The following is a 19,311-nucleotide window of genomic DNA, read 5'->3' on the forward strand; positions in this document are numbered from 1 at the left end:
AGCCCGTCCAATAGCTTGTCGAAGTCAGCCCGCGCCACAGCAGAAGGCTACGGGTTCCTCGCTACACCGGGCCGTCCGGTGACCTAGCGTGTCGCCATGACCGCTCGACCTGAAAAACTCGTTTTGATCGACTCCGCCTCCCTCTACTTCCGCGCGTTCTACGGCATGAAGGACCCGGTGCTCGCGCCCGACGGCACGCCCGTGCACGCGGTCCGCGGCTTCCTCGACTTCATCAGCCGCCTCGTGGTCGACCAGGGCGCGACCCGCGTGGTCTGCTGCTGGGACGACGACTGGCGTCCCCAGTTCCGCGTGGAGGCGATCCCGTCGTACAAGACCCACCGCGTTGCCGACGCCGAGGCCAACGCCGAGGAGGTGCCGGACACGCTCGCGCCGCAGGTGCCGGTGATCGCCGACGTCCTCGCCGCGCTCGGGATCGCCCGCGTGGGCGCCGCGGGCTACGAGGCCGACGACGTCATCGGCACGCTGGCCGCCCGCGCGACGGTGCCGACCGACGTCGTCACCGGCGACCGCGACCTGTTCCAGGTGGTCGACGACGCCCGCAGCGTGCGGGTGCTCTACACCGCGAAGGGCGGCGTGGGCCGGGCCGACGTCGTCACCGAGGCCGTGGTGGCCGAGCGCTACGGCATCCCCGGCACCGCCTACGCCGACTTCGCCGCGCTGCGCGGCGACCCCTCCGACGGGCTGCCCGGCGTGCCCGGCATCGGCGAGAAGACCGCGGCCGCCCTCATCACGCAGTACGGGTCGCTCGCCGGCGTCGTCCGCGCGGCCGAGGCGGGCGACCCGGGGGCGCGGGCCAGCGTGCTCGGCAAGGTGCTCGCGGCGCGCGACTACCTCGCGGTGGCGCCCACCGTGGTGCGCGTGGCCACCGACGTGCCCCTGCCGGACCTCGACGATCGGCTCCCCGCCTCCCCCGCGGACCCGGACGCCCTGGCCGCGCTGGCCGACCGGTGGAACCTGGGGACGCCGGTGGCCCGGCTCACCGCCGTCCTGGCCGCAGCTGCAGCCTGACCTCCCCTGCCCACCACCCGCCGGGGACGACTCGTCGCGAGGAGGCGGCCCGGCTCGTAGCGGCCCGGCGGGTAGGTCGCCCGACATCGGTCGGGATTGCGTCAATCGACTGCGCCTCGCAGCCTCCGCGGAGGAGCATGCGGGGCACCCGGCGGCCGGGACCACCTGGCCACGGCGTGGCAGCGGACGCTGCCTGACGGGCACGCCGATCCGCCGGTGGTACCTCCCGTCGGAGGCGACATGAAACGAGTCCTGCTCGTCATCGCATCGGTCGCGGCCCTCCTGATCGGCGCCAGTGCGCCGGTGGCCGCCCACCCGTCACCACCCGCCCTCACGTGCGCCGGCGGGGACTTCTCCACCGGCACGTTCACGCACATCCACTCCGGCGCCTACTCCAGCATCACCGTCACCGGCGCCTGCGACGTCGACCCGTACGCCACCATCACCGTGCTCGGGAACATCAAGGTCGCGCCCGGTGGGGTCTTCGACGCGCAGACCGTGCCGTCGACCATCACCGTCGGGCACGACGTGATCGCCGGCGCCGGCGCTCTGCTGGGCCTGGGCTGCCAGCCGGACTTCCCGCACAACACCGGGCACGAGTGCGGCGCCATGTTCGACCCCGACGACAGCGATCCGACCGTCCCGGACCACGACTACCCGTGCGACCCCAAGGTCGAGAACCCCTTCGGCTGCTCGGCCTCCGAGATCACGGTGAAGGGCAACATCACCGCTGTCCGGGCGAACACCGTGCTGCTCAACGGCGTCACGGTGGTCGGCAACGTCACGCTGGTCGGCGGCGGCGGCGACATCCCCTGGTCGGTCAAGAACAACGCGATCGGGCGCAACCTCACCGCCGTCGGCATCACCGCCGACTGGTTCGGCGCGCTGTTCAACCACGTGGACGGCAACGTGACCCTGGTCCGCATCACCGCGACCGACCCGGAGGACCCCGTCCCGCCCGTCTACGTCGTGCGCAACGTCATCGGCCACAACCTGGCGTGCTTCGGCCTCGGGCCGGCGCTGTCGTTCGGCTTCTTCCCCGGGGAGGCCAACACCGTGGGGCACCGGGCCCTCGGCCAGTGCGCGAACCCCGTGGCCGGCTGACGGCCGGGCGATGACGGCGTCCGCCTGCCACCCGCACGGCCGGGGTGGCAGGCGGACGACCCGCGCTGCTCGCGTGAGGCGGCAGAGCCTGACTCGCGACGCAGGTCGTGGGGGGGCCGGGCGCGAGGGCCGACGCCGCTGAGGCGGCCGGTGCCGGCCCGCGCCGCCGGCTCAGCCCGACGCGCTGCGCTGGATGTACTCGGTCGCGATCTGCTGCGCCGCCAGCATCCCCGTGGCCCACACGATCACGACGTCGTCGCCGTGCCACCACCCGATGGCCGCCGTCGTCGTGCCGCGCACCTGGTCGGCTATCGCGACGTCCTGGCCGGCGAGGGTGGACGCGGCCGGCACCACCTGCGCGAAGCCCTGCACCATGAGCGGCACGTAGGCCGCGCGGCCGCTCTGCGGCACCGTGGGCGCGAAGCGGTAGAGCTGCACCCCGCCGACGTCGGAGCCCTTGTAGACCAGCGTGCGGGCCACTCCCCCGAGGAACACCCGCGACACCGCGGGCGCGGCCCCCTGGGCGGCCATCTGGACGTCGGCGGTGGGGTCGCTGGCGTAGGTGAGCGGCGGCACGGGCGTGAGGACGGACTCGGGAAGCACGGCGAACCCGACGGCCGACGCCGACGCCGACGTGGGTCCGGGCACCGTCGGGCCGATCGCCGTTGGTGATCCCGCTGGGGCCGTGCTGGCCGCCGAGACGCCGGCGGAGGCGGGGCCGTTCGTGGACGTCGAGGAGGGACCGCCGCACGCCGCGAGCGACAGGGACACCGCCGCCAGCGCCGCGGCGCGGCGCCGGTGCGAGGCGGTGCGGGTGGGTGTGCGGGTCATCGGGCTCCTCGTGGTCGCCGCGACGCTACCCCGGCGCCCGCGGCCGGTCGCACGGCGCTCCCCGCTCACACCGACGAGAAGGCCACGACGCCGCGCTTGACGGCGTCCACCGCGGCCCGGGCCGTGCGCGAGAGCGCCAGGCCGTCGGGGGTGCCCAGCGAGGCTGCGGCCTCGGCCACCTGCCCGAGCAGGTCGGCGAGCATCTTGCACCAGCGGACGAAGTCGCCGGCGGCGAGGTCGGCGTCGCGCAGCACCGGCTCGAGCCGGTTGCCCGACGCCCAGCGGTGGGCGGCCCAGGCGAAGCCGAGATCGGGCTCGCGCAGGAACGACACGCGCTCCTCGGCCTCGAGCGAGGACAGCTCGCCCCACAGGGTGACGGTCTCCGCGAGCACGTCGCGGACCCTCCCGGTGGGCAGGCGCGGCGGCACGGCGTCGTCGGACTGGCGCGCCTCGAACACCAGCACGGACGCCGCCGCCGCCAGCTCGGCCGGGTCGAGTCCGACCCACAGCCCGCGGCGCAGGCACTCGGCGGCCACGAGGTCCATGTCGTTGTAGAGCCGCTGGAGCATGCGACCGGCGTCGGTGACGCTGCCGGCGTCGTCGTCGGTCGTGAGGTAGCCGAGCCGGGTGAGGATCGCGCACACCCGGTCGAACTGGCGCGCGATGGAGTTCGTGCGGCTCTCCACGCGCCGCTCCAGGCCCCGGGTCTCGCGCGAGAGGCGGGCGTGCCGCTCGGCCCACCGGGCGTGCTGCTCGCGGTCGTCGCAGCCGTGGCAGGGGTGCTGCCGGATGAGCCGGCGCAGCTCGAGCACCTGCGGGTCGTCGCCCGTCCCGCTGCGCTGCTTGCGCGGCCGGTCCACCTGCACCTCGCCCATCGCCTCCTTCAGGCGCTGGGCCAGGTCGCGCCGGCTGTTGGCCGAGCGCGGGTTGAACCGCGCCGGGATGCGCAGGGTCTGCACCGGCTCCACCGGTGTCGGGAAGTCGACCACCGACAGCCGGCGCACCTGGCGGTCCATGGTGAGCACGGAGGGCCGGGGCTCGTCCCGCTCGTGCAGGCCGGGGTCGAGCACCACGGCCAGCCCGCTGCGCCGCCCGGCCGGCACCACGATGACGTCGCCGGGCTTGAGCGCCTCGAGCGAGCGCGCCGCCGCGGCCCGCCGGCGCACCGCCCCGTCGCGGGCGAGCTCCTTCTCGCGCTCGGTGAGGCGGCGGCGCAGCTCGGCGTACTCCGCGAAGTCGCCCAGGTGGCAGGTCATGGCCTCGCGGTAGCCCTCGAGCGCCTCCTCGTGCTTGCGCACCTGCGTGACCAGGCCCACCACGGCGCGGTCGGCCTGGAACTGCGCGAACGAGGTCTCCAGCAGCTCGCGCGCGGCGTGGTGGCCCACCGAGCCGACGAGGTTGACCGCCATGTTGTACGAGGGGTGGAACGACGACCGCAGCGGATAGGTGCGGGTGGAGGCGAGCCCGGCGAGGGCCGACGGGTCGAACCCCTGGTGCCACACCACGACGGCGTTGCCCTCGATGTCGATGCCGCGTCGTCCGGCCCGGCCGGTCAGCTGGGTGTACTCGGCGGGCGTGACGTCGGCGTGGGTCTCGCCGTTCCACTTCACCAGCTTCTCGAGCACCACGGTCTTGGCCGGCATGTTGATGCCCAGCGCCAGGGTCTCGGTGGCGAACACCATCTTGACCAGCCCCTGCTGGAACAGCTCCTCCACGGTCTCCTTGAAGGTGGGCAGCATCCCGGCGTGGTGCGCGGCGAAGCCGCGCTCGAGGCCGTCGAGCCAGTCGAGGTAGCCGAGGACCACCAGGTCGTCCTGCGGGAGGTCGGCGCACCGCTGCTCCACGATCCCGCGGATGAGCAGCCGCTCCTCGTTCGAGGTCAGCCGCAGGCCGGCCGCCAGGCACTGCTCCACCGCGGCGTCGCAGCCGATCCGGCTGAAGATGAAGGTGATGGCGGGCAGCAGGCGGTCGCGGTTGAGCCGCTCGACCATCTCGTAGCGCAGCGGCACGTGCACGTTGCGCGGGCGCCGCCCCCCGCGCCCGGGCCGTGGGCCGGGGCTGCGGTCGCCGTCGCGTCGCGCGTCGCGCGACATCTTGGCGATGCGGTCGTCCTCGCGGGCCAGCCGCACCAGCTCGGGGTTGACCCGGTGCTGCTCGTCGTCGACGAACAGGTCGAACAGCCGGTCGCCGGCCATCACGTGCTGCCAGAGCGGGACCGGTCGGTGCTCCTCCACCACCACCCGGGTGTCGCCGCGCACGGTGGCGAGCCACTCGCCGAACTCCTCGGCGTTGCTCACCGTGGCCGAGAGCGCCACGACGGCGACGTGCTCGGGGAGGTGGATGATCACCTCCTCCCACACGGCGCCGCGGAACCGGTCGGCGAGGTAGTGCACCTCGTCCATCACGACGTAGGAGAGGCCCTCCAGCGTGCGCGACCCGGCGTAGAGCATGTTGCGCAGCACCTCGGTGGTCATCACCACCACCGGCGCCTCGCCGTTGACCGTGTTGTCGCCCGTGAGCAGCCCCACCCGCTCGGGCCCGTACCGGTCGACCAGGTCGTGGTACTTCTGGTTCGACAGCGCCTTGATGGGCGCGGTGTAGAAGCACTTGCGCCCCTCGCGCAGCGCGAGGTGGACGGCGAACTCCCCCACGACGGTCTTGCCGGCCCCCGTGGGCGCGGCCACCAGCACCCCGGCACCGTCCTCGAGGGCCTCGCACGCGCTCACCTGGAACCCGTCGAGCGGGAAGGGGTTGAGCCCGCGGAACTCCTCGAGCGCCGGGTGCGCCGCCCTCGAGCGGCGGACCGCGGCGGCGTACTGGTCGGCCGGCGATTCCACTCCGACAGGCTATGTCCCCGACGGGCGACCGTCGCTCAGGCGGGGACGAGCAGGCGGACGGCGCCGGGGACGACGCGGACCTCGACGGGCAGCGGACCCACGCGCTCGCCGTCCGCGTAGGCCACCTGGCCCGGCGCGTCGAGCCGCACGGTGGTGGCCGCGTGCTCGTGCACCTCGGGGATGTCCACGTGGGTGCCGGCGAAGACCCGCGGGAACACGCGCAGGAACGTCGGGGTGGACACCTCGTCGAGGAAGATCAGCGAGAGCAGGCCGTCGTCGAGCAGCGCCCCGGGGCACACCTTCATGCCGCCGCCGTAGGAGGTCCCGTTGCCCACCGCCACGAGCATCCCGCGCTTGTCGACCCGCACCTCGGTGGGCAGGCCCTCGTCGACCACCATCGTGTAGGGCACGGCCCGGAAGCTGCGCAGCTCCGCGAGGATCGCCCGCAGGTAGCGCGCCCTCCCGCTCGGCCAGGTCATGCGGTTGGCGCGCTCGTTGACCATGGAGTCGAAGCCGCTGGAGAGCACCGCGAGGTAGTAGCGCTCCACGCCGTCGGCGGAGGTGACGTGGCCGGCGTCCACCGTGCGCGCCTTCCCGGAGGCCAGCGCGTCGGCCACCACGTCGGCCGCCGCCACCGGGTCGTGCGGCACGCCGAGCAGGGTGGCGCTGTCGTTCCCGGTGCCGGTCGGGAGCAGGCCGAGCGGGACGTCCGTGCCGGCCACCGCCTGCAGGCACAGGTGCACCGTGCCGTCCCCGCCGCAGGCCACCACGGCCGCGGTGGGAGCGGCCTGCAGCGCGGCGCGCAGGCGGCGCGCGGCGTCGTCCGCGTCGTGGCCGACCACGACGACCACCTCGTGGCCGCGGTCCTGCAGGCGGGCCACGGCGAGCGGCGCGGCGGCGGAGGCGCGCCCCTTGCCCGACGTGGGGTTGAGCAGCAGGACGACCCGGCCGCGCCCGGCAGCGGGCCCGGCGGGCTCGGGTGTGGTCACGGCGCCGGACTCTAGTGCCGCGCCGGCTCACGTGGGGCCGGGCGCCGCTCAGGTGATGTCGTCGTCGAGCCGGCTGGGCCGTTCGTCGGCGGGGTCGACGATGCGCTCGGGCAGGGCGGAGGCCTCGTCGTCGGAGAGCGGTCCGAAGCCCTCGCGCAGCGCCCGGCGGGCCCGGCGCCGGTCGTTGACGAGCATGATCGACACGGCCACCGCGACGATCCCCATGAACGGCAGGGCCACGGCCAGCATCGTGAACGGGTCCGGCGTGGGGGTGGCCACGGCGGCGAACGTGAGCACGCCGATGACCAGCCAGCGCCAGTGCCGCAGCAGCCGGGCCCCGGACAGCACGCCCGCGAAGTTCAGCATCACGAAGATCAGCGGGATGATCGCCCCGATGCCGAAGAAGAGCAGCACCTGGATCATGAACGCCAGGTACTCGTTGACGTGGATCAGGTTCGCGATGTTCTGCGGCGTGAACCCGAGCAGCAGCGTGAGCAGGTTGGGCATCGCCCAGTAGGCGATGGCCGCGCCGAACAGGAACAGCGGGGTGGCCGCGCCCACGAAGATGTAGGCCCACTTGCGCTCGTTGCCCTTGAGGCCCGGGGCCAGGAAGCGCCACAGCTGGTAGAGCCAGAAGGGCAGCGAGATGATCAGGCCCGAGACGACGACGACCTGCAGCTGGAGGGTGAACGCGTCGGTGACGGTGCTGAGCACGAGCTCGACGGTCTTGCCCTCGGCCCGGGCCTGCTCGACGACGCGCGTGAACGGGGCCTGGATGAACGCGAGGATCTGGTCGTAGAAGAACCAGGCCACGGCCGAGCCCGCGAGGATCGCCAGCACGGAGCGGAAGAGCCGCACCTGGAACTCGCGCAGGTGCTCCCAGAGGGTCATCGCCCCCTCGGGGTTGGACGGGCGCCGGCCCCGCCGTCGGCGCCGGGCGCCCACGTCCTCGGTGACCACGGGGGGTCGTCCTGCGGCCGCTGCTAGGCGCGCGGGGCGCCGTCAGCCGGCGGCGTCACCGGCTGGGCGAGGACCTGCTGACCCGTGACCGGGTCGACGAGGTAGCGGGGGCCCTCCGCCGCCGCGGGCGCCGCCTGCTGCGGCGCCGGCTGGGCCTGCGGGGCGGGCTGGGCCGGGGCGGCCGTCACGGCCGGGGGCGCGGGGGTCTCGCTGGAGGAGTCCGAGCGCAGGCCCTCCGTCTCGGCCTTGAAGATGCGCAGGGAGCGACCGACGCCGCGGGCGACGTCGGGAAGGCGCTTGGCCCCGAAGAGCAGGATCACCACGAGGATGACGATCCAGACGCCTGGCTCTCTCAGGAATGACATCGGGCGGTCCTCACTGACTGCGCGTTTCGCCCGGTACGTCCCCGGACGTGGTGGTCCACGATAACCCGCGCTGGCCGCCCGGGCCGAGGGGCGTGCCGAACTCCCGCGGCGTTCGTCACCGGTTCGTCACCGCTCCCCCGCACGCGGGGCGACCTCGCTGCGGGGACGACGAGCCCCCTCGGGCGCCCGTCAGCGGCCGAGGGTGAGGCCGACCTCCTCGGCGATCGCGTCGTGCGTCTCGAGGAAGAGCACCAGGTCGAGCAGGTCGTCGTAGCCGATGGGGCCGCCGTCGTGGGGCTCGCGGGCCTCGGCGGGCACCGCCACGCGCTCCACGCGGACCCCGGCCGAGGTGAGCAGGCGCACGACCTCGTCGTCGGCCGGCTTCTCGACGTCGGTGCGGCACTGCGGGCAGCCGAACACGTAGCTGCTGCGCGAGTCGCACTCGCTGATCGCCTCGATGACGCGGACGCGGACCTGGCGCGGGGTGAGGTCGACGTCACCGCACATCGGACAGGTCGCCTTGATGGTGGCCATCGGGCCCTCCTCCCTGCATGTCCCTCTCGGACCGACGCAGGGAGTCTCGGCACGACCCCCGGGGGTTCTTGAGCCCCCGGGACCGAGGTAAATGGCCACGGAACGGTCACGGACCCGCACGGACGACCCCGGCCCGGGCACCCGGGCCACGTCGCGGGGGACGGACGGAGGAGCCGCCGCGGGACCGTCGCCGGACCGGCGGCGGCGGGCGGAGGGCCCGCGCGGGCTCAGGCGTCGTAGGCGGCGAGGGCCGCGAGCGCCTCGTCGCGGACGCGTTCGACCAGGTCGGGCCGGTCGAGCACGGTGACGGCGTCACCCATCCGGAGCAGCAGCCGCACCAGCCAGCGCTCGTCGCCGACGGGCAGCGCCACCTCGAGGCTGCCGTCCGGGTGCTCGGTGACCCGCTCCACCGGGTTCTCCTCGGCGATCCAGGCCACCTGCGGCGCCAGGCGCAGGGTCACCAGCGGGCCCTCCGGGCGCAGCGCCCCGGCGCCGAGGTCGCGCGGGACGGCGTCCCCGGGCACCTCGGCGGGCAGGTCGAGCACCGCGACCTCCTCGATCCGGTCCAGCCGGAAGGTGCGCACCGCCTCGGCGCGCCGGCACCACGCCTCGAGGTAGGTGCGCCCGTCGAGGGTGAGCACGCGCATCGGGTCGACGTCGCGCTCGGTGGCCTCGTCGGTGGCCCCGACGTAGCGCAGGTGCATGCGGCGCCCCTCGGCCAGGGCCTGCGAGACGGCCTCGAGCACGTGCGGGTCGCGCGAGGTGTCCACCGAGACGGCCAGCCCGTCGGCGGCGCGCAGGGCCTCCCCCGCGGCCGCCTCCAGCTTCGCGGTGGCCGAGGCCAGCGAGGCGCGGTCGTGGGGCCCGGGCACCTGGGCCAGCACGCGCAGCGCCACCAGCAGCGACGCCGCCTCGTCGGCGGACAGCCGCAGCGGCCGGTCGAGGGTCTGCGGGTCGACGACCGTGATGCGGCCGTCCTCCTCCCAGAACTGGATGTCGACGAGGTCGCCGTGCATGTGACCGGGCCGCCCGGTGCAGATGAGCAGCCACAGGTCGGCCTGCAGCTGGTCGGCGGTGACCCCGAAGTGGGCCGCGGCCTCGTCGATCGTGACGCCCTCGTGGGCGGAGAGCCAGGGCACCAGCGCGAGCAGCCGCGAGAGCCGCGTGGCGGCGGTGTCCGGCGCCGTGCGCACGCTCATGCCGCACCCCCTGCCGTCAGGCCCGCGGCCACCCGCAGGCGGCGCACGACCGCGGCGCGCAGGGTCGGCGGCTCCAGCACGGTGACCGCCGCTCCGAGCCCCACGAGCTCGGAGGCCAGGGCCTCGTCGTCGCTGTAGGTGAGCACCACGACGTCGGTGCCCTCCGCGGGGTCGACCGAGATCGCCCGGCGCCGCAGGCCGTTGCCGCGGCCCGGCGCCACCCGCAGGCGGGCGGTGAGCGCACCCACGCGCCCGGCGGGCGAGGCCGCGATCGACCCGGCGAGGTCCACGCCCTCGGGGATCTCGTAGGCGCCGGCCGGGCCGACGAGCGAGGCCGTGCCGACGACCCGCGAGAGGCGGAACACGCGCTCGGCGCCGCGGCCGGTGTCGCGGCCGATGAGGTACCAGTGCCCGCGCCGGGAGGCCACGCCGTAGGGCTCGACCTCGCGCGGGGCGGGCTCGGCGTCCTCCGGCTTGCGGTAAGCGAACCGGACCCGACGCCGGGTGCGCAGCGCCTCCAGGAGCACCGGGAACGCCGGCTCCGCGGTGCCGATGCGGGTCTCGATGCCTACCGGGCCGTCCACCACGGCGCCGGCGCCGGCCGTCTCGAGCTTGCGCAGCGCCCGCTGCGCCGCGGGCCCGAGGCTGGCCTGCTCCCACACCCGCGCGGCCAGGCCGAGCACCGCCAGCTCGTCCGCGGTGAAGTCCACCGCGGGCAGGGCGTAGTCGTCCGCGGCCACCCGGTAGCCCTCGATGCCCCCGACGCCGTCGGAGCCCTCGACGGTCTCGACCGGGACGCCCATGCTGCGCAGCTCGTCCTTGTCGCGCTCGAACATGCGCTCGAACGCCTCGTCGGACGGGCTCTCGCGGTAGGCGTCGATCGCCTCCCGGAGCACGTGCTTGGGCACCGGCCGGGCGGACGCCATGAGCGCGAAGAGCAGGTTGAGCAGCCGCTCCGTGCGGTCCTTCTGGCTCACGGGTCCTCCCGCTGGTCGCGCCGTCGTGCCTCGTGCCCGGGGACCGGCCCGGTCAGCGCACCCCGAGCAGGTCGATCACGAACACGAGGGTCTTGCCGGAGAGCCGGTGGCCGCCGCCGGCGGGGCCGTAGGCCTGCTCCGGCGGGATGGTCAGCTGGCGGCGTCCGCCCACGCGCATGCCGGGGATGCCGTCCTGCCAGCCCTGGATCAGCCCGCGCAGCGGGAACTCGATCGGCTCGCCGCGGTCCCAGCTGGCGTCGAACTGCTCGCCGCTGTCGAACTCGACCCCGACGTAGTGCACCAGCACGGTGGCGCCGGCGACCGCCTCGGCACCCTCGCCGACGACGAGGTCGGCGATCTCGAGCTCGGTGGGCGCGGGGCCGCCCGGGAAGTCGATCTCGGGCTTCTCGCTCATCGGTGCCTCCAGGGGGCGGGGCGGACGCCGGACGGGCCGGCGGGCGCGGTGGGGACGTCGGGGTAGATGCTGCCGTGCCAGGGCCCCGGTCAGGGCACCGACACGAGATCGATCACGAACACGAGCGGCTCGCCGGCCTTGATGTCGAACCCGGTCGGCGGCTTGGCCCCGAAGCCGAGGTCGCCCGGCATCACGATGAGCCGGCGTCCCCCGACCTTCATCCCGGGCACGCCGTCGGCGATGCCGGTGATGATCTGGGACAGGTCGAACTGCACCGGGGAGCCGTTCTTCCAGCTCGAGTCGAACACCTTGCCGGTCTGGCCGGCGACGCCGACGTACTGCACGGTGACCGTGTCACCGGGCTTGGCCTCGGCGCCGGTGCCGACGGTGATGTCGTGCACGGTGAGGTCCTTGACCGCCGCGGTCTCGGCCGAGACCGACACCGCCGGCTCCTTGCCCGCGTCGCCGGTCACGGTGACCCCGGCGGTGCCCTCCACGTGCGGGCCCACGGTCGGGACGACTGCGGGCACGGCGTCGACGACGAACACCAGCGCCTCGTTCGCGCCGATGTCGGCCGACGGCGGGTTGGCCCCGTAGGCCTGCGCGCCGGGGATCACGAGCAGGCGGCGGCCGCCGATCTTCATGCCGGGGATGCCGTTGGTCCAGCCCGGGATGACCTGGCTCAGCGAGAACTTCGCCGGCTGGCCGCGGTCCCACGAGGAGTCGAACTGCTTCTGGGACTGGGCGCCGATCCCGACGTACTGGGCGGTGATCGTCGAGCCCGCCGCCACGGCGTCGCCGGTGCCGACCACGAGGTCGCAGACGGTGAGCGCGGTGACGCCGGCGGCGGCGCTGCCCACGGTGACCTGGGGCTTGGCACCCAGGTCGCCGGTCACCGTCACCCCCGCGGTGCCGACGGTGTAGTCCGGGCTGGTGGGGGTGCCGGCGCACTCCCCCGCGGCGGCGCTGCCGCCGCTGCTGGAGGAGGCCGAGGGCGTCGTGTCCGACGTCGTCGACGAGCCGCAGGCGGCCAGGGCGAGGACGGCGGCCAGCGCGGCGGCCGCGGGCACGAGGGATCGGGCACGTCGGGGGGTCACGAGGGACGACCCTAACCCGCCGCGGGCGGTGTCCCTGACACAGCGCACCCGCCTGGCAGCCCGCTGGGAGCGGCCTGGCGCCCGGCCGGGAGCCGCACTCACATGCTGGCGATGAGCTTGTCGACCCGGTCGTCCACGGCGCGGAAGGGGTCCTTGCACAGCACGGTGCGCTGGGCCTGGTCGTTGAGCTTGAGGTGGACCCAGTCCACTGTGAAGTCCCGCCGGCGCTCCTGGGCGCGGCGGATGAAGTCGCCGCGCAGCTTGGCGCGGGTGCTCTGCGGCGGGACGGACTTGGCCTCGAACACGCCGAGGTCGGTCGCGACCCTGGCCACGGCGCCGCGCTGCTCGAGCAGGTAGTACAGCCCGCGCGAGCGGGTGATGTCGTGGTAGGCGAGGTCGAGCTGGGCGATCCGCGGGCTCGACAGCTCGAGGTCGTGCTTGGCCATGTAGCGCTCGAGCAGGCGCAGCTTGATCACCCAGTCGATCTCGCGCTCGACGAGCGACAGGTCGCCGGTGTCGACGGCGCGGACCGTGCGGCCCCACAGGTCGAGCACCCGGGCCGGGACGCCGGCCGGGTCGTCGAGCAGGCCCCGCCGCTGCGCGAAGTCCTGCGCGCGCTCGAGGAACTCGGTCTGGATCTGGAGCGCGGAGAGCTCGCGGCCGTTGGCCAGCTTCACCGTCTTGCGGCCGGTGGGGTCGTGGCTGATCTCGCGGATGGCCCGGATCGGGTTCTCCAGGGTCATGTCGCGCAGCACCGTGCCGTGCTCGAGCATCCGCAGCACGAGGTCCGTGGCGCCCACCTTCAGCATGGTGGTGGTCTCGCTCATGTTGCTGTCGCCCACGATGACGTGCAGCCGGCGGTAGCGCTCGGCGTCGGCGTGCGGCTCGTCGCGGGTGTTGATGATCGGGCGCGAGCGGGTGGTGGCGCTCGAGACGCCCTCCCAGATGTGCTCGGCCCGCTGGCTCACGCAGTAGACCGCCCCGCGGGGCGTCTGGAGCACCTTGCCGGCGCCCGCGACGATCTGGCGCGACACCAGGAACGGGATGAGGGTGTCGGCGAGCCGGGAGAACTCGCCGTGCCGGCCGACGAGGTAGTTCTCGTGGCAGCCGTAGGAGTTGCCGGCCGAGTCCGTGTTGTTCTTGAACAGGTAGACGTCCCCCGCGATGCCCTCCTCCTGGAGGCGCCTCTCGGCGTCCACCAGCAGGCCCTCGAGGATCCGCTCGCCCGCCTTGTCGTGCGTGACGAGGTCCGGGATGCGGTCGCACTCGGGCGTGGCGTACTCCGGGTGGCTGCCGACGTCGAGGTAGAGCCGGGCGCCGTTGCGCAGGAACACGTTGCTGGAGCGGCCCCAGGACACCACCCGGCGGAAGAGGTAGCGGGCCACCTCGTCCGGCGAGAGCCGGCGCTGCCCGCGGAACGTGCAGGTGACGCCGTACTCCGTCTCGATCCCGAAGATCCTGCGGTCCACGTCCTCACCCTAGGCACGGGCCGGGGCGCCCGCCCACCGGCGCGCCGCCGCGTGGGGCGCCGGCGTGCGGCTCAAGCGAGGTCGCCGCCGCCGTCGTCGCTGTCGTCGTCCACCTGGAGGATCTCGGCGAGGGCCTGGCCGGGGATGCGCCGGAACTTGCGGCGGGGCCGGTCGCGGTCGAGCACCGCCACCTCGAGCTGCCCCGGCGTGAGCACCCGGGGCCCGGCGTCCGTGCCGGGCCCGCCCCCGTTGGGGGCCGCAGCCGGGTCGGCCACGCCGAGCAGCTCCACGGCCAGGCGCAGCGCGTCCTCGAAGGCCATGCCCTCGCTCCAGCGCTCCCGCAGGGCCGCGGTGATGGTGTCGGCCGAGCCGCCCATGGCCACGAAGCCGTGCTCGTCGCCGACGGAGCCGTCGAAGGTGAGCCGGTAGAGCTGGTCGTCGTGCGGGGTGTCGCCGACCTCGGCCACGACGATCTCGACCTCGTACGGCTTCTGCGTCTCGGTGAAGATCGTGCCGAGCGTCTGCGCGTAGGCGTTGGCCAGGCTGCGGCCGGTGACGTCGCGCCGGTCGTAGGAGTAGCCGCGCAGGTCGGCCAGGCGCACCCCGGCCACCCGGAGGTTCTCGAACTCGTTGTACTTGCCGACCGCCGCGAAGGCGATGCGGTCGTAGATCTCGGAGATCTTGTGCAGCGCCCGAGAGCGGTTCTCGGCGACGAACAGCAGGCCGCCCGCGTACTGGAGCACGATCACGCTGCGCCCGCGCGAGATGCCCTTGCGCGCGTAGTCCGCCTTGTCGCGGATGACCTGCTCGGGCGAGACGTAGAACGGGATGCTCACGAGCGCTCCCCCGTGATCGGTGCGACCGGGCCGTCGGGCCGCACGGTTCGGGCCGCCACCACGGCGCGCGCGATCGGGTCGAGCTCACCCTCCGGCACCCGTCGGTAGCCGCCGGCGTCGACGACGGCCACCACGGGCAGGATGCCGCGGGCGAGGTCCGGGCCTCCGGTGGCGGAGTCGTCGTCGGCCGCGTCGTAGAGGCTCTCGATCGCGACCCGGACGGCCTCCTCGCGGCTGAGGTCGTCGCGCCACAGCTTCTTGAGCGCGCCGCGCGCGAACAGCGAGCCGGAGCCGACGCCGTGGTGCCGGTGCTCCTCGTACCGACCGCCCGTCACGTCGAAGCTGAAGATGCGCCCGCCCGCGCTGTCGGCGTCGTAGCCGGCGAAGAGCGGCACCACGGCGAGTCCCTGCATCGCCATGGCCAGGTTGCCCCGGATGAGGGTGGCGAGCCGGTTGGCCTTGCCGTCCACGGACAGCTGCGCGCCCTCGATCTTCTCGTAGTGCTCGAGCTCGACCTGGAAGAGCTTGACCATCTCGACGGCGAGCCCGGCGGTGCCGGCGATGCCCACGCAGCTCCACTCGTCGGCGGGGAAGACCTTCTCGATGTCGCGCTGGGCGATGACGTTGCCCATCGTGGCGCGCCGGTCGCCGGCCATCACCACGCCACCGGGGTAGGTCAGCGCGACGATCGTGGTGCCGTGCACGGCCTCGACGGTCGCGCCCGGGGGCAGCGTGCGGCCGCCGGGGAGCAGGCTCGGGTCGTGGCCGGCCAGGAACTCGGCGAACGACGACGTCCCCGCGCGGAGGAACGCAGGCGGCAGGGACGCCCCCGCCGGACGGTGGTCGGTCACTGGCCACCCTTCTGGACGAACCCGCGGACGAACTCCTCCGCGTTGGTCTCGAGCGCCTCGTCGATGTCGTCGAGGATCGCGTCGATGTCGGCGTCGAGCGCCTCCTTGCGTGCGGAGAGGTCGGACGACGGTGCCGCCGACTCCTCGACCTCCTCGGTCCCCTCCGTACGGGACCGGTGCTGCTGCTCGCCGCTGTCACGCGTGGGCATGTCGGCCTCCGAAGCTCCCGACCCGGCCGGCTGCCGGCGTCGTCACGACCCTACCCACGCGACCGTACGCCCGCCGGACGAGGCCCGGCGACCCGCCGGGTGCCGCGGACGCCCGCTCAGGGCTCGCGGTGCAGCGCGGCGAGCAGGTCGCGCGCGGTGGGCGACCCGTCGAGCAGGCGGCCCACGTGCGCCTGCGTGCCGCGCAGCGGCTCCAGGGTGGGCACGCGCTGCAGCGCCTCGTGCCCCGGCACGTCGAAGATCACCGAGTCCCAGGACGCGGCCGCGACCGACTCCGGGTAGCGGCGCATGCACTCCCCGCGGAACCACGCGCGGGTGTCGGTCGGGGGCGTCACCACCGCGGCGCGGACCTGCTCGTCGGTGGTGAGGCGCTCCAGCGCCCCGCGCGCCATGAGCCGCTGGGCCAGGCCCTTGTCCGGACGCACGTCGCTGTACTGGAGGTCCACGAGGTGCAGCCGGGCGTTGTCCCAGTCGAGCCCGTCGCGGTCGCGGAAGCCCTGGAGGACGGACAGCTTCGCGACCCAGTCCAGCTCGCCCTTGAGCAGCATGGGGTCGGTCTCGAGCCGGGTGAGCACGGACTCCCAGCGGTCGAGCACGTCGGCGGTCTGCGGGTCGACGTCGGACCCGCTGCGGTCCTCGACGTACTTGCGCGCCTGCTCGAGGAACTCCAGCTGCATCTGCACCGCGGTGATCCGCCGGCCCGACCTCATGGTGACGAGGTGGCGCAGGCCCGGGTCGTGGGAGACCTCGTGCATCTCCCGCACCGGGTTGTCCATCACCTGGTCGAGGTCGAGGAAGCCGTCCTCGACCATCGCGATCACGAGCGACGTGGTGCCGAGCTTGAGGTAAGTCGACACCTCCGCCAGGTTCGCGTCGCCGACGATGACGTGCAGCCGCCGGTACTTCTCGGGATCGGCGTGCGGCTCATCGCGGGTGTTGATGATCGGGCGCTTGAGCGTGGTCTCGAGCCCGACCTCGACCTCGAAGTAGTCGGCGCGCTGCGAGAGCTGGTAGCCGTGCCGGCGCCCCTCCTGCCCGAGGCCCACGCGGCCGGACCCGGTGACCACCTGGCGGGAGACGAAGAACGGCGTCAGGTGCCGCACGATGTCGGCGAACGGGGTCGTGCGGCGCATGAGGTAGTTCTCGTGGGTGCCGTACGACGCGCCCTTGTTGTCGACGTTGTTCTTGTAGAGGTTCACCGGGTTGGCACCCGGGATCTGGGTGACCAGCTCCGCCGCGCGGGCCATGATGCGCTCCCCCGCCTTGTCCCAGACGACGGCGTCGAGCGGGTTGGTGACCTCGGGGCTGGAGTACTCGGGGTGCGCGTGGTCGACGTAGAAGCGGGCCCCGTTGGTGAGGATGAGGTTGGCGAGACCGAGGTCCTCGTCGGTGAGCTGGGTGGGATCGGCCTCGGCGCGGGTGAGGTCGAACCCCCGCGCGTCGCGCAGCGGCGTCTCCTCGTCGTAGTCCCACCGCGCCTGGAGCCGGGCCGGCAGCGTGACGGCGCTGCCGTAGGCGTTGACCACCTGAGAGCTGGTGAGCATCGAGTTGACGTGCGGGTGGCCCGGGACGGAGATCCCGTACTCCGTCTCGATCCCCATGACGCGGTGCACGGTCATGGCACGAGCGTACGTCGCCCCGCCGCGGGCGGCGCCACCCGCGCGACCGACGCGCGGACGCGCGGCTGCCGGCCCGGGCGGCCGGGCAGCGGCACGGCCGGCGTCAGAGGTACTGGCCGGTGGGCGCCACCGTGTCGATGCTGCGCCCCGCCTCGGTGCCCTGCTTGCCCTGGATGAGGGTGCGGATGAACACGATGCGCTCGCCCTTCTTGCCGGAGATGCGCGCCCAGTCGTCCGGGTTGGTCGTGTTCGGCAGGTCCTCGTTCTCGCGGAACTCGTCGACGCAGGCGGCCAGCAGGTGCTGCACGCGGATGCCGCGCTGGCCGGTGTCGAGCAGGTCCTTGATCGCCATCTTCTTGGCCCGGCTCACGATGTTCTCGATCATGGCGCCGGAGTTGAAGTCCTTGAAGTAGAGGGTCTCCTTGTCGCCGTTGGCGTAGGTGACCTCCAGGAACCGGTTCTCCTCGCTCTCGGTGTACATCCGCTCGACCGCGCGCTGGATCATCCCGGCGCAGGTGGCCGCCGCGTCGCCCCCGTGCTCGGCGAGGTCGTCGGCGTGCAGCGGGAGGTCCGGGGTGAGGTACTTCGAGAAGATGTCGCCGGCACCCTGGGCGTCGGGACGCTCGATCTTGATCTTCACGTCGAGGCGGCCTGGCCGCAGGATCGCCGGGTCGATCATGTCCTCGCGGTTCGAGGCGCCGATCACGATGACGTTCTCGAGGCTCTCGACGCCGTCGATCTCGCTGAGCAGCTGGGGCACGATCGTGTTCTCGACGTCGCTGGACACACCGGTGCCGCGCGTGCGGAACAGCGAGTCCATCTCGTCGAAGAACACGATGACCGGCATGCCCTCGGACGCCTTCTCGCGGGCGCGCTGGAACACCAGCCGGATGTGCCGCTCAGTCTCGCCGACGTACTTGTTGAGCAGCTCGGGGCCCTTGATGTTGAGGAAGAACGAGCGGCCCTCGGGACGCCCCTCGACCTCGGCCACCTTCTTGGCCAGGGAGTTCGCCACGGCCTTGGCGATGAGCGTCTTGCCGCAGCCCGGCGGGCCGTAGAGCAGGATCCCCTTGGGCGGGCGCAGCTTGTGCTCGAGGAACAGCGACGCGTGCAGGTAGGGCAGCTCGACCGCGTCGCGGATCGCGTCGATCTGGGAGGCGAGGCCGCCGATGTCGGCGTAGTCGATGTCCGGGACCTCCTCGAGGACCAGCTCCTCGACCTCGGCCTTGGGGATTTTCTCGAACACGTACTGCGAGCGCGGCTCCAGCAGCAGGGAGTCGCCCGGGCGCACGCTGCTCCCGAGCAGCGGCGCGGCGAGGCGCACCACCTTCTCCTCGTCGGAGTGCGAGATGACCAGGGCCCGCTCGCCGTCCTCGAGCAGCTCCTTGAGCATCACGATCTCGCCGTGGCGCTCGAACTCCCGGGCGGCGACCACGTTCATGGCCTCGTTGAGCACGACCTCCTGGCCGGGACGCAGCGACTCGGCGTCGACGTCGGGGCTGACGACCACGCGCATCTTGCGGCCGGAGGCGAACACGTCGACGGAGCCGTCCTCGAGCCGCTCGAGGAAGACCCCGTAGCCGCTGGGTGGCTCGGCGAGGCGGTCGACCTCCTCCTTGAGCGCCACGATCTGGTCGCGCGCCTCGCGCAGCGTGGCGACCAGTCGCTGGTTCTGGGCGGTCGCCGCCGCCAGCTCGGCCTGCAGGGCGGAGACGCGCAGGTCCTGTGCGCGGTCGTCGGAGTAGCTCACGTGCGATCACCTCCCGGCTCTGCTCGACCCTACCCACGTCGGGCGCGGGGGCGCTCGCGGTAAGCGGGCCCGCGCGAGTCGCAACCCAGCCGTAACACGCGACCTGTTCCCGTCCCGAGCGCACGTTCCGGGGGCGCCCGGACTCCGGTCGCGGCGCCGCCGTCCCGCGCGGCGGGACGGGCCCGGCGCAGGGCGACGCCGCCAGGTGCGGGAGCGGGGGCC

At 73.7% G+C, this 19,311-nt stretch carries 18 protein-coding genes; 2 read left to right on the forward strand and 16 right to left on the reverse strand.

The window, feature by feature from the left end; genetic code table 11:
• Positions 1-96: 96 nt before the first annotated feature.
• The gene (locus GC157_01205; protein MBI1376094.1) at positions 97-1,029 is read left to right on the forward strand and encodes a flap endonuclease; all 933 of its coding nucleotides are present in this window, start codon (positions 97-99) and stop codon (positions 1,027-1,029) included.
• Between the two features lie 240 nt (positions 1,030-1,269).
• On the forward strand, positions 1,270-2,133 hold the full coding sequence (locus tag GC157_01210) for a hypothetical protein (protein MBI1376095.1): 864 nt from the start codon (positions 1,270-1,272) through the stop codon (positions 2,131-2,133).
• Between the two features lie 171 nt (positions 2,134-2,304).
• On the opposite strand, the gene GC157_01215 is transcribed toward GC157_01210, so the two are convergent.
• The 16 genes from GC157_01215 to arc form a co-directional block, all read right to left on the reverse strand.
• On the reverse strand, positions 2,305-2,964 hold the full coding sequence (locus GC157_01215) for a hypothetical protein (protein ID MBI1376096.1): 660 nt from the start codon (positions 2,962-2,964) through the stop codon (positions 2,305-2,307).
• 65 nt (positions 2,965-3,029) lie between these two features.
• Positions 3,030-5,801 carry a DEAD/DEAH box helicase gene (locus tag GC157_01220; GenBank protein ID MBI1376097.1) on the reverse strand — a complete coding sequence of 924 codons (2,772 nt, stop codon included), beginning with the start codon at positions 5,799-5,801 and terminating at the stop codon, positions 3,030-3,032.
• A 35-nt stretch (positions 5,802-5,836) separates the two neighbouring features.
• Positions 5,837-6,739, reverse strand: coding sequence for a diacylglycerol kinase (locus GC157_01225; GenBank protein MBI1376098.1), 903 nt, complete (start codon positions 6,737-6,739; stop codon positions 5,837-5,839).
• Between the two features lie 99 nt (positions 6,740-6,838).
• Positions 6,839-7,750, reverse strand: a complete 912-nt coding sequence (gene tatC, locus GC157_01230; GenBank protein ID MBI1376099.1) for a twin-arginine translocase subunit TatC — start codon at positions 7,748-7,750, stop codon at positions 6,839-6,841.
• Between the two features lie 23 nt (positions 7,751-7,773).
• A complete protein-coding gene (gene tatA, locus GC157_01235) occupies positions 7,774-8,115 on the reverse strand; it encodes a Sec-independent protein translocase subunit TatA (GenBank protein ID MBI1376100.1) in 342 nt (113 codons plus the stop codon).
• A 189-nt stretch (positions 8,116-8,304) separates the two neighbouring features.
• On the reverse strand, positions 8,305-8,649 hold the full coding sequence (locus tag GC157_01240; protein MBI1376101.1) for a hypothetical protein: 345 nt from the start codon (positions 8,647-8,649) through the stop codon (positions 8,305-8,307).
• 227 nt (positions 8,650-8,876) lie between these two features.
• Positions 8,877-9,848 (reverse strand): WYL domain-containing protein, encoded by a 972-nt coding sequence (locus GC157_01245; GenBank protein ID MBI1376102.1) that lies wholly within the window; start codon positions 9,846-9,848, stop codon positions 8,877-8,879.
• On the reverse strand, positions 9,845-10,825 hold the full coding sequence (locus GC157_01250) for a WYL domain-containing protein (protein ID MBI1376103.1): 981 nt from the start codon (positions 10,823-10,825) through the stop codon (positions 9,845-9,847). The genes GC157_01245 and GC157_01250 overlap by 4 nt, the downstream gene beginning before the upstream one ends.
• A gap of 52 nt (positions 10,826-10,877) precedes the next feature.
• Entirely contained in the window at positions 10,878-11,240 is a 363-nt protein-coding gene (locus GC157_01255; GenBank protein MBI1376104.1) for an FKBP-type peptidyl-prolyl cis-trans isomerase, read from the reverse strand.
• An 89-nt stretch (positions 11,241-11,329) separates the two neighbouring features.
• A complete protein-coding gene (locus GC157_01260; GenBank protein ID MBI1376105.1) occupies positions 11,330-12,337 on the reverse strand; it encodes a peptidylprolyl isomerase in 1,008 nt (335 codons plus the stop codon).
• Between the two features lie 98 nt (positions 12,338-12,435).
• Complete coding sequence (gene pafA / locus GC157_01265) at positions 12,436-13,806, reverse strand: Pup--protein ligase (GenBank protein ID MBI1376106.1); 1,371 nt, start codon at positions 13,804-13,806, stop codon at positions 12,436-12,438.
• A 71-nt stretch (positions 13,807-13,877) separates the two neighbouring features.
• A complete protein-coding gene (prcA, locus tag GC157_01270; GenBank protein ID MBI1376107.1) occupies positions 13,878-14,642 on the reverse strand; it encodes a proteasome subunit alpha in 765 nt (254 codons plus the stop codon).
• Positions 14,639-15,493 carry a proteasome subunit beta gene (prcB, locus tag GC157_01275; GenBank protein ID MBI1376108.1) on the reverse strand — a complete coding sequence of 285 codons (855 nt, stop codon included), beginning with the start codon at positions 15,491-15,493 and terminating at the stop codon, positions 14,639-14,641. The genes prcA and prcB overlap by 4 nt, the downstream gene beginning before the upstream one ends.
• Positions 15,490-15,702 carry a ubiquitin-like protein Pup gene (locus GC157_01280; GenBank protein ID MBI1376109.1) on the reverse strand — a complete coding sequence of 71 codons (213 nt, stop codon included), beginning with the start codon at positions 15,700-15,702 and terminating at the stop codon, positions 15,490-15,492. The genes prcB and GC157_01280 overlap by 4 nt, the downstream gene beginning before the upstream one ends.
• A 116-nt stretch (positions 15,703-15,818) precedes the next feature.
• Positions 15,819-17,339 carry a proteasome accessory factor PafA2 gene (locus GC157_01285; protein ID MBI1376110.1) on the reverse strand — a complete coding sequence of 507 codons (1,521 nt, stop codon included), beginning with the start codon at positions 17,337-17,339 and terminating at the stop codon, positions 15,819-15,821.
• A 103-nt stretch (positions 17,340-17,442) separates the two neighbouring features.
• Positions 17,443-19,089, reverse strand: a complete 1,647-nt coding sequence (gene arc, locus GC157_01290) for a proteasome ATPase (protein MBI1376111.1) — start codon at positions 19,087-19,089, stop codon at positions 17,443-17,445.
• Positions 19,090-19,311 lie beyond the last annotated feature (222 nt).

Source organism: Frankiales bacterium (genome assembly GCA_016125335.1).
In the GTDB taxonomy this organism is placed as follows: Bacteria; Actinomycetota; Actinomycetes; order S36-B12; family CAIYMF01; genus Longivirga.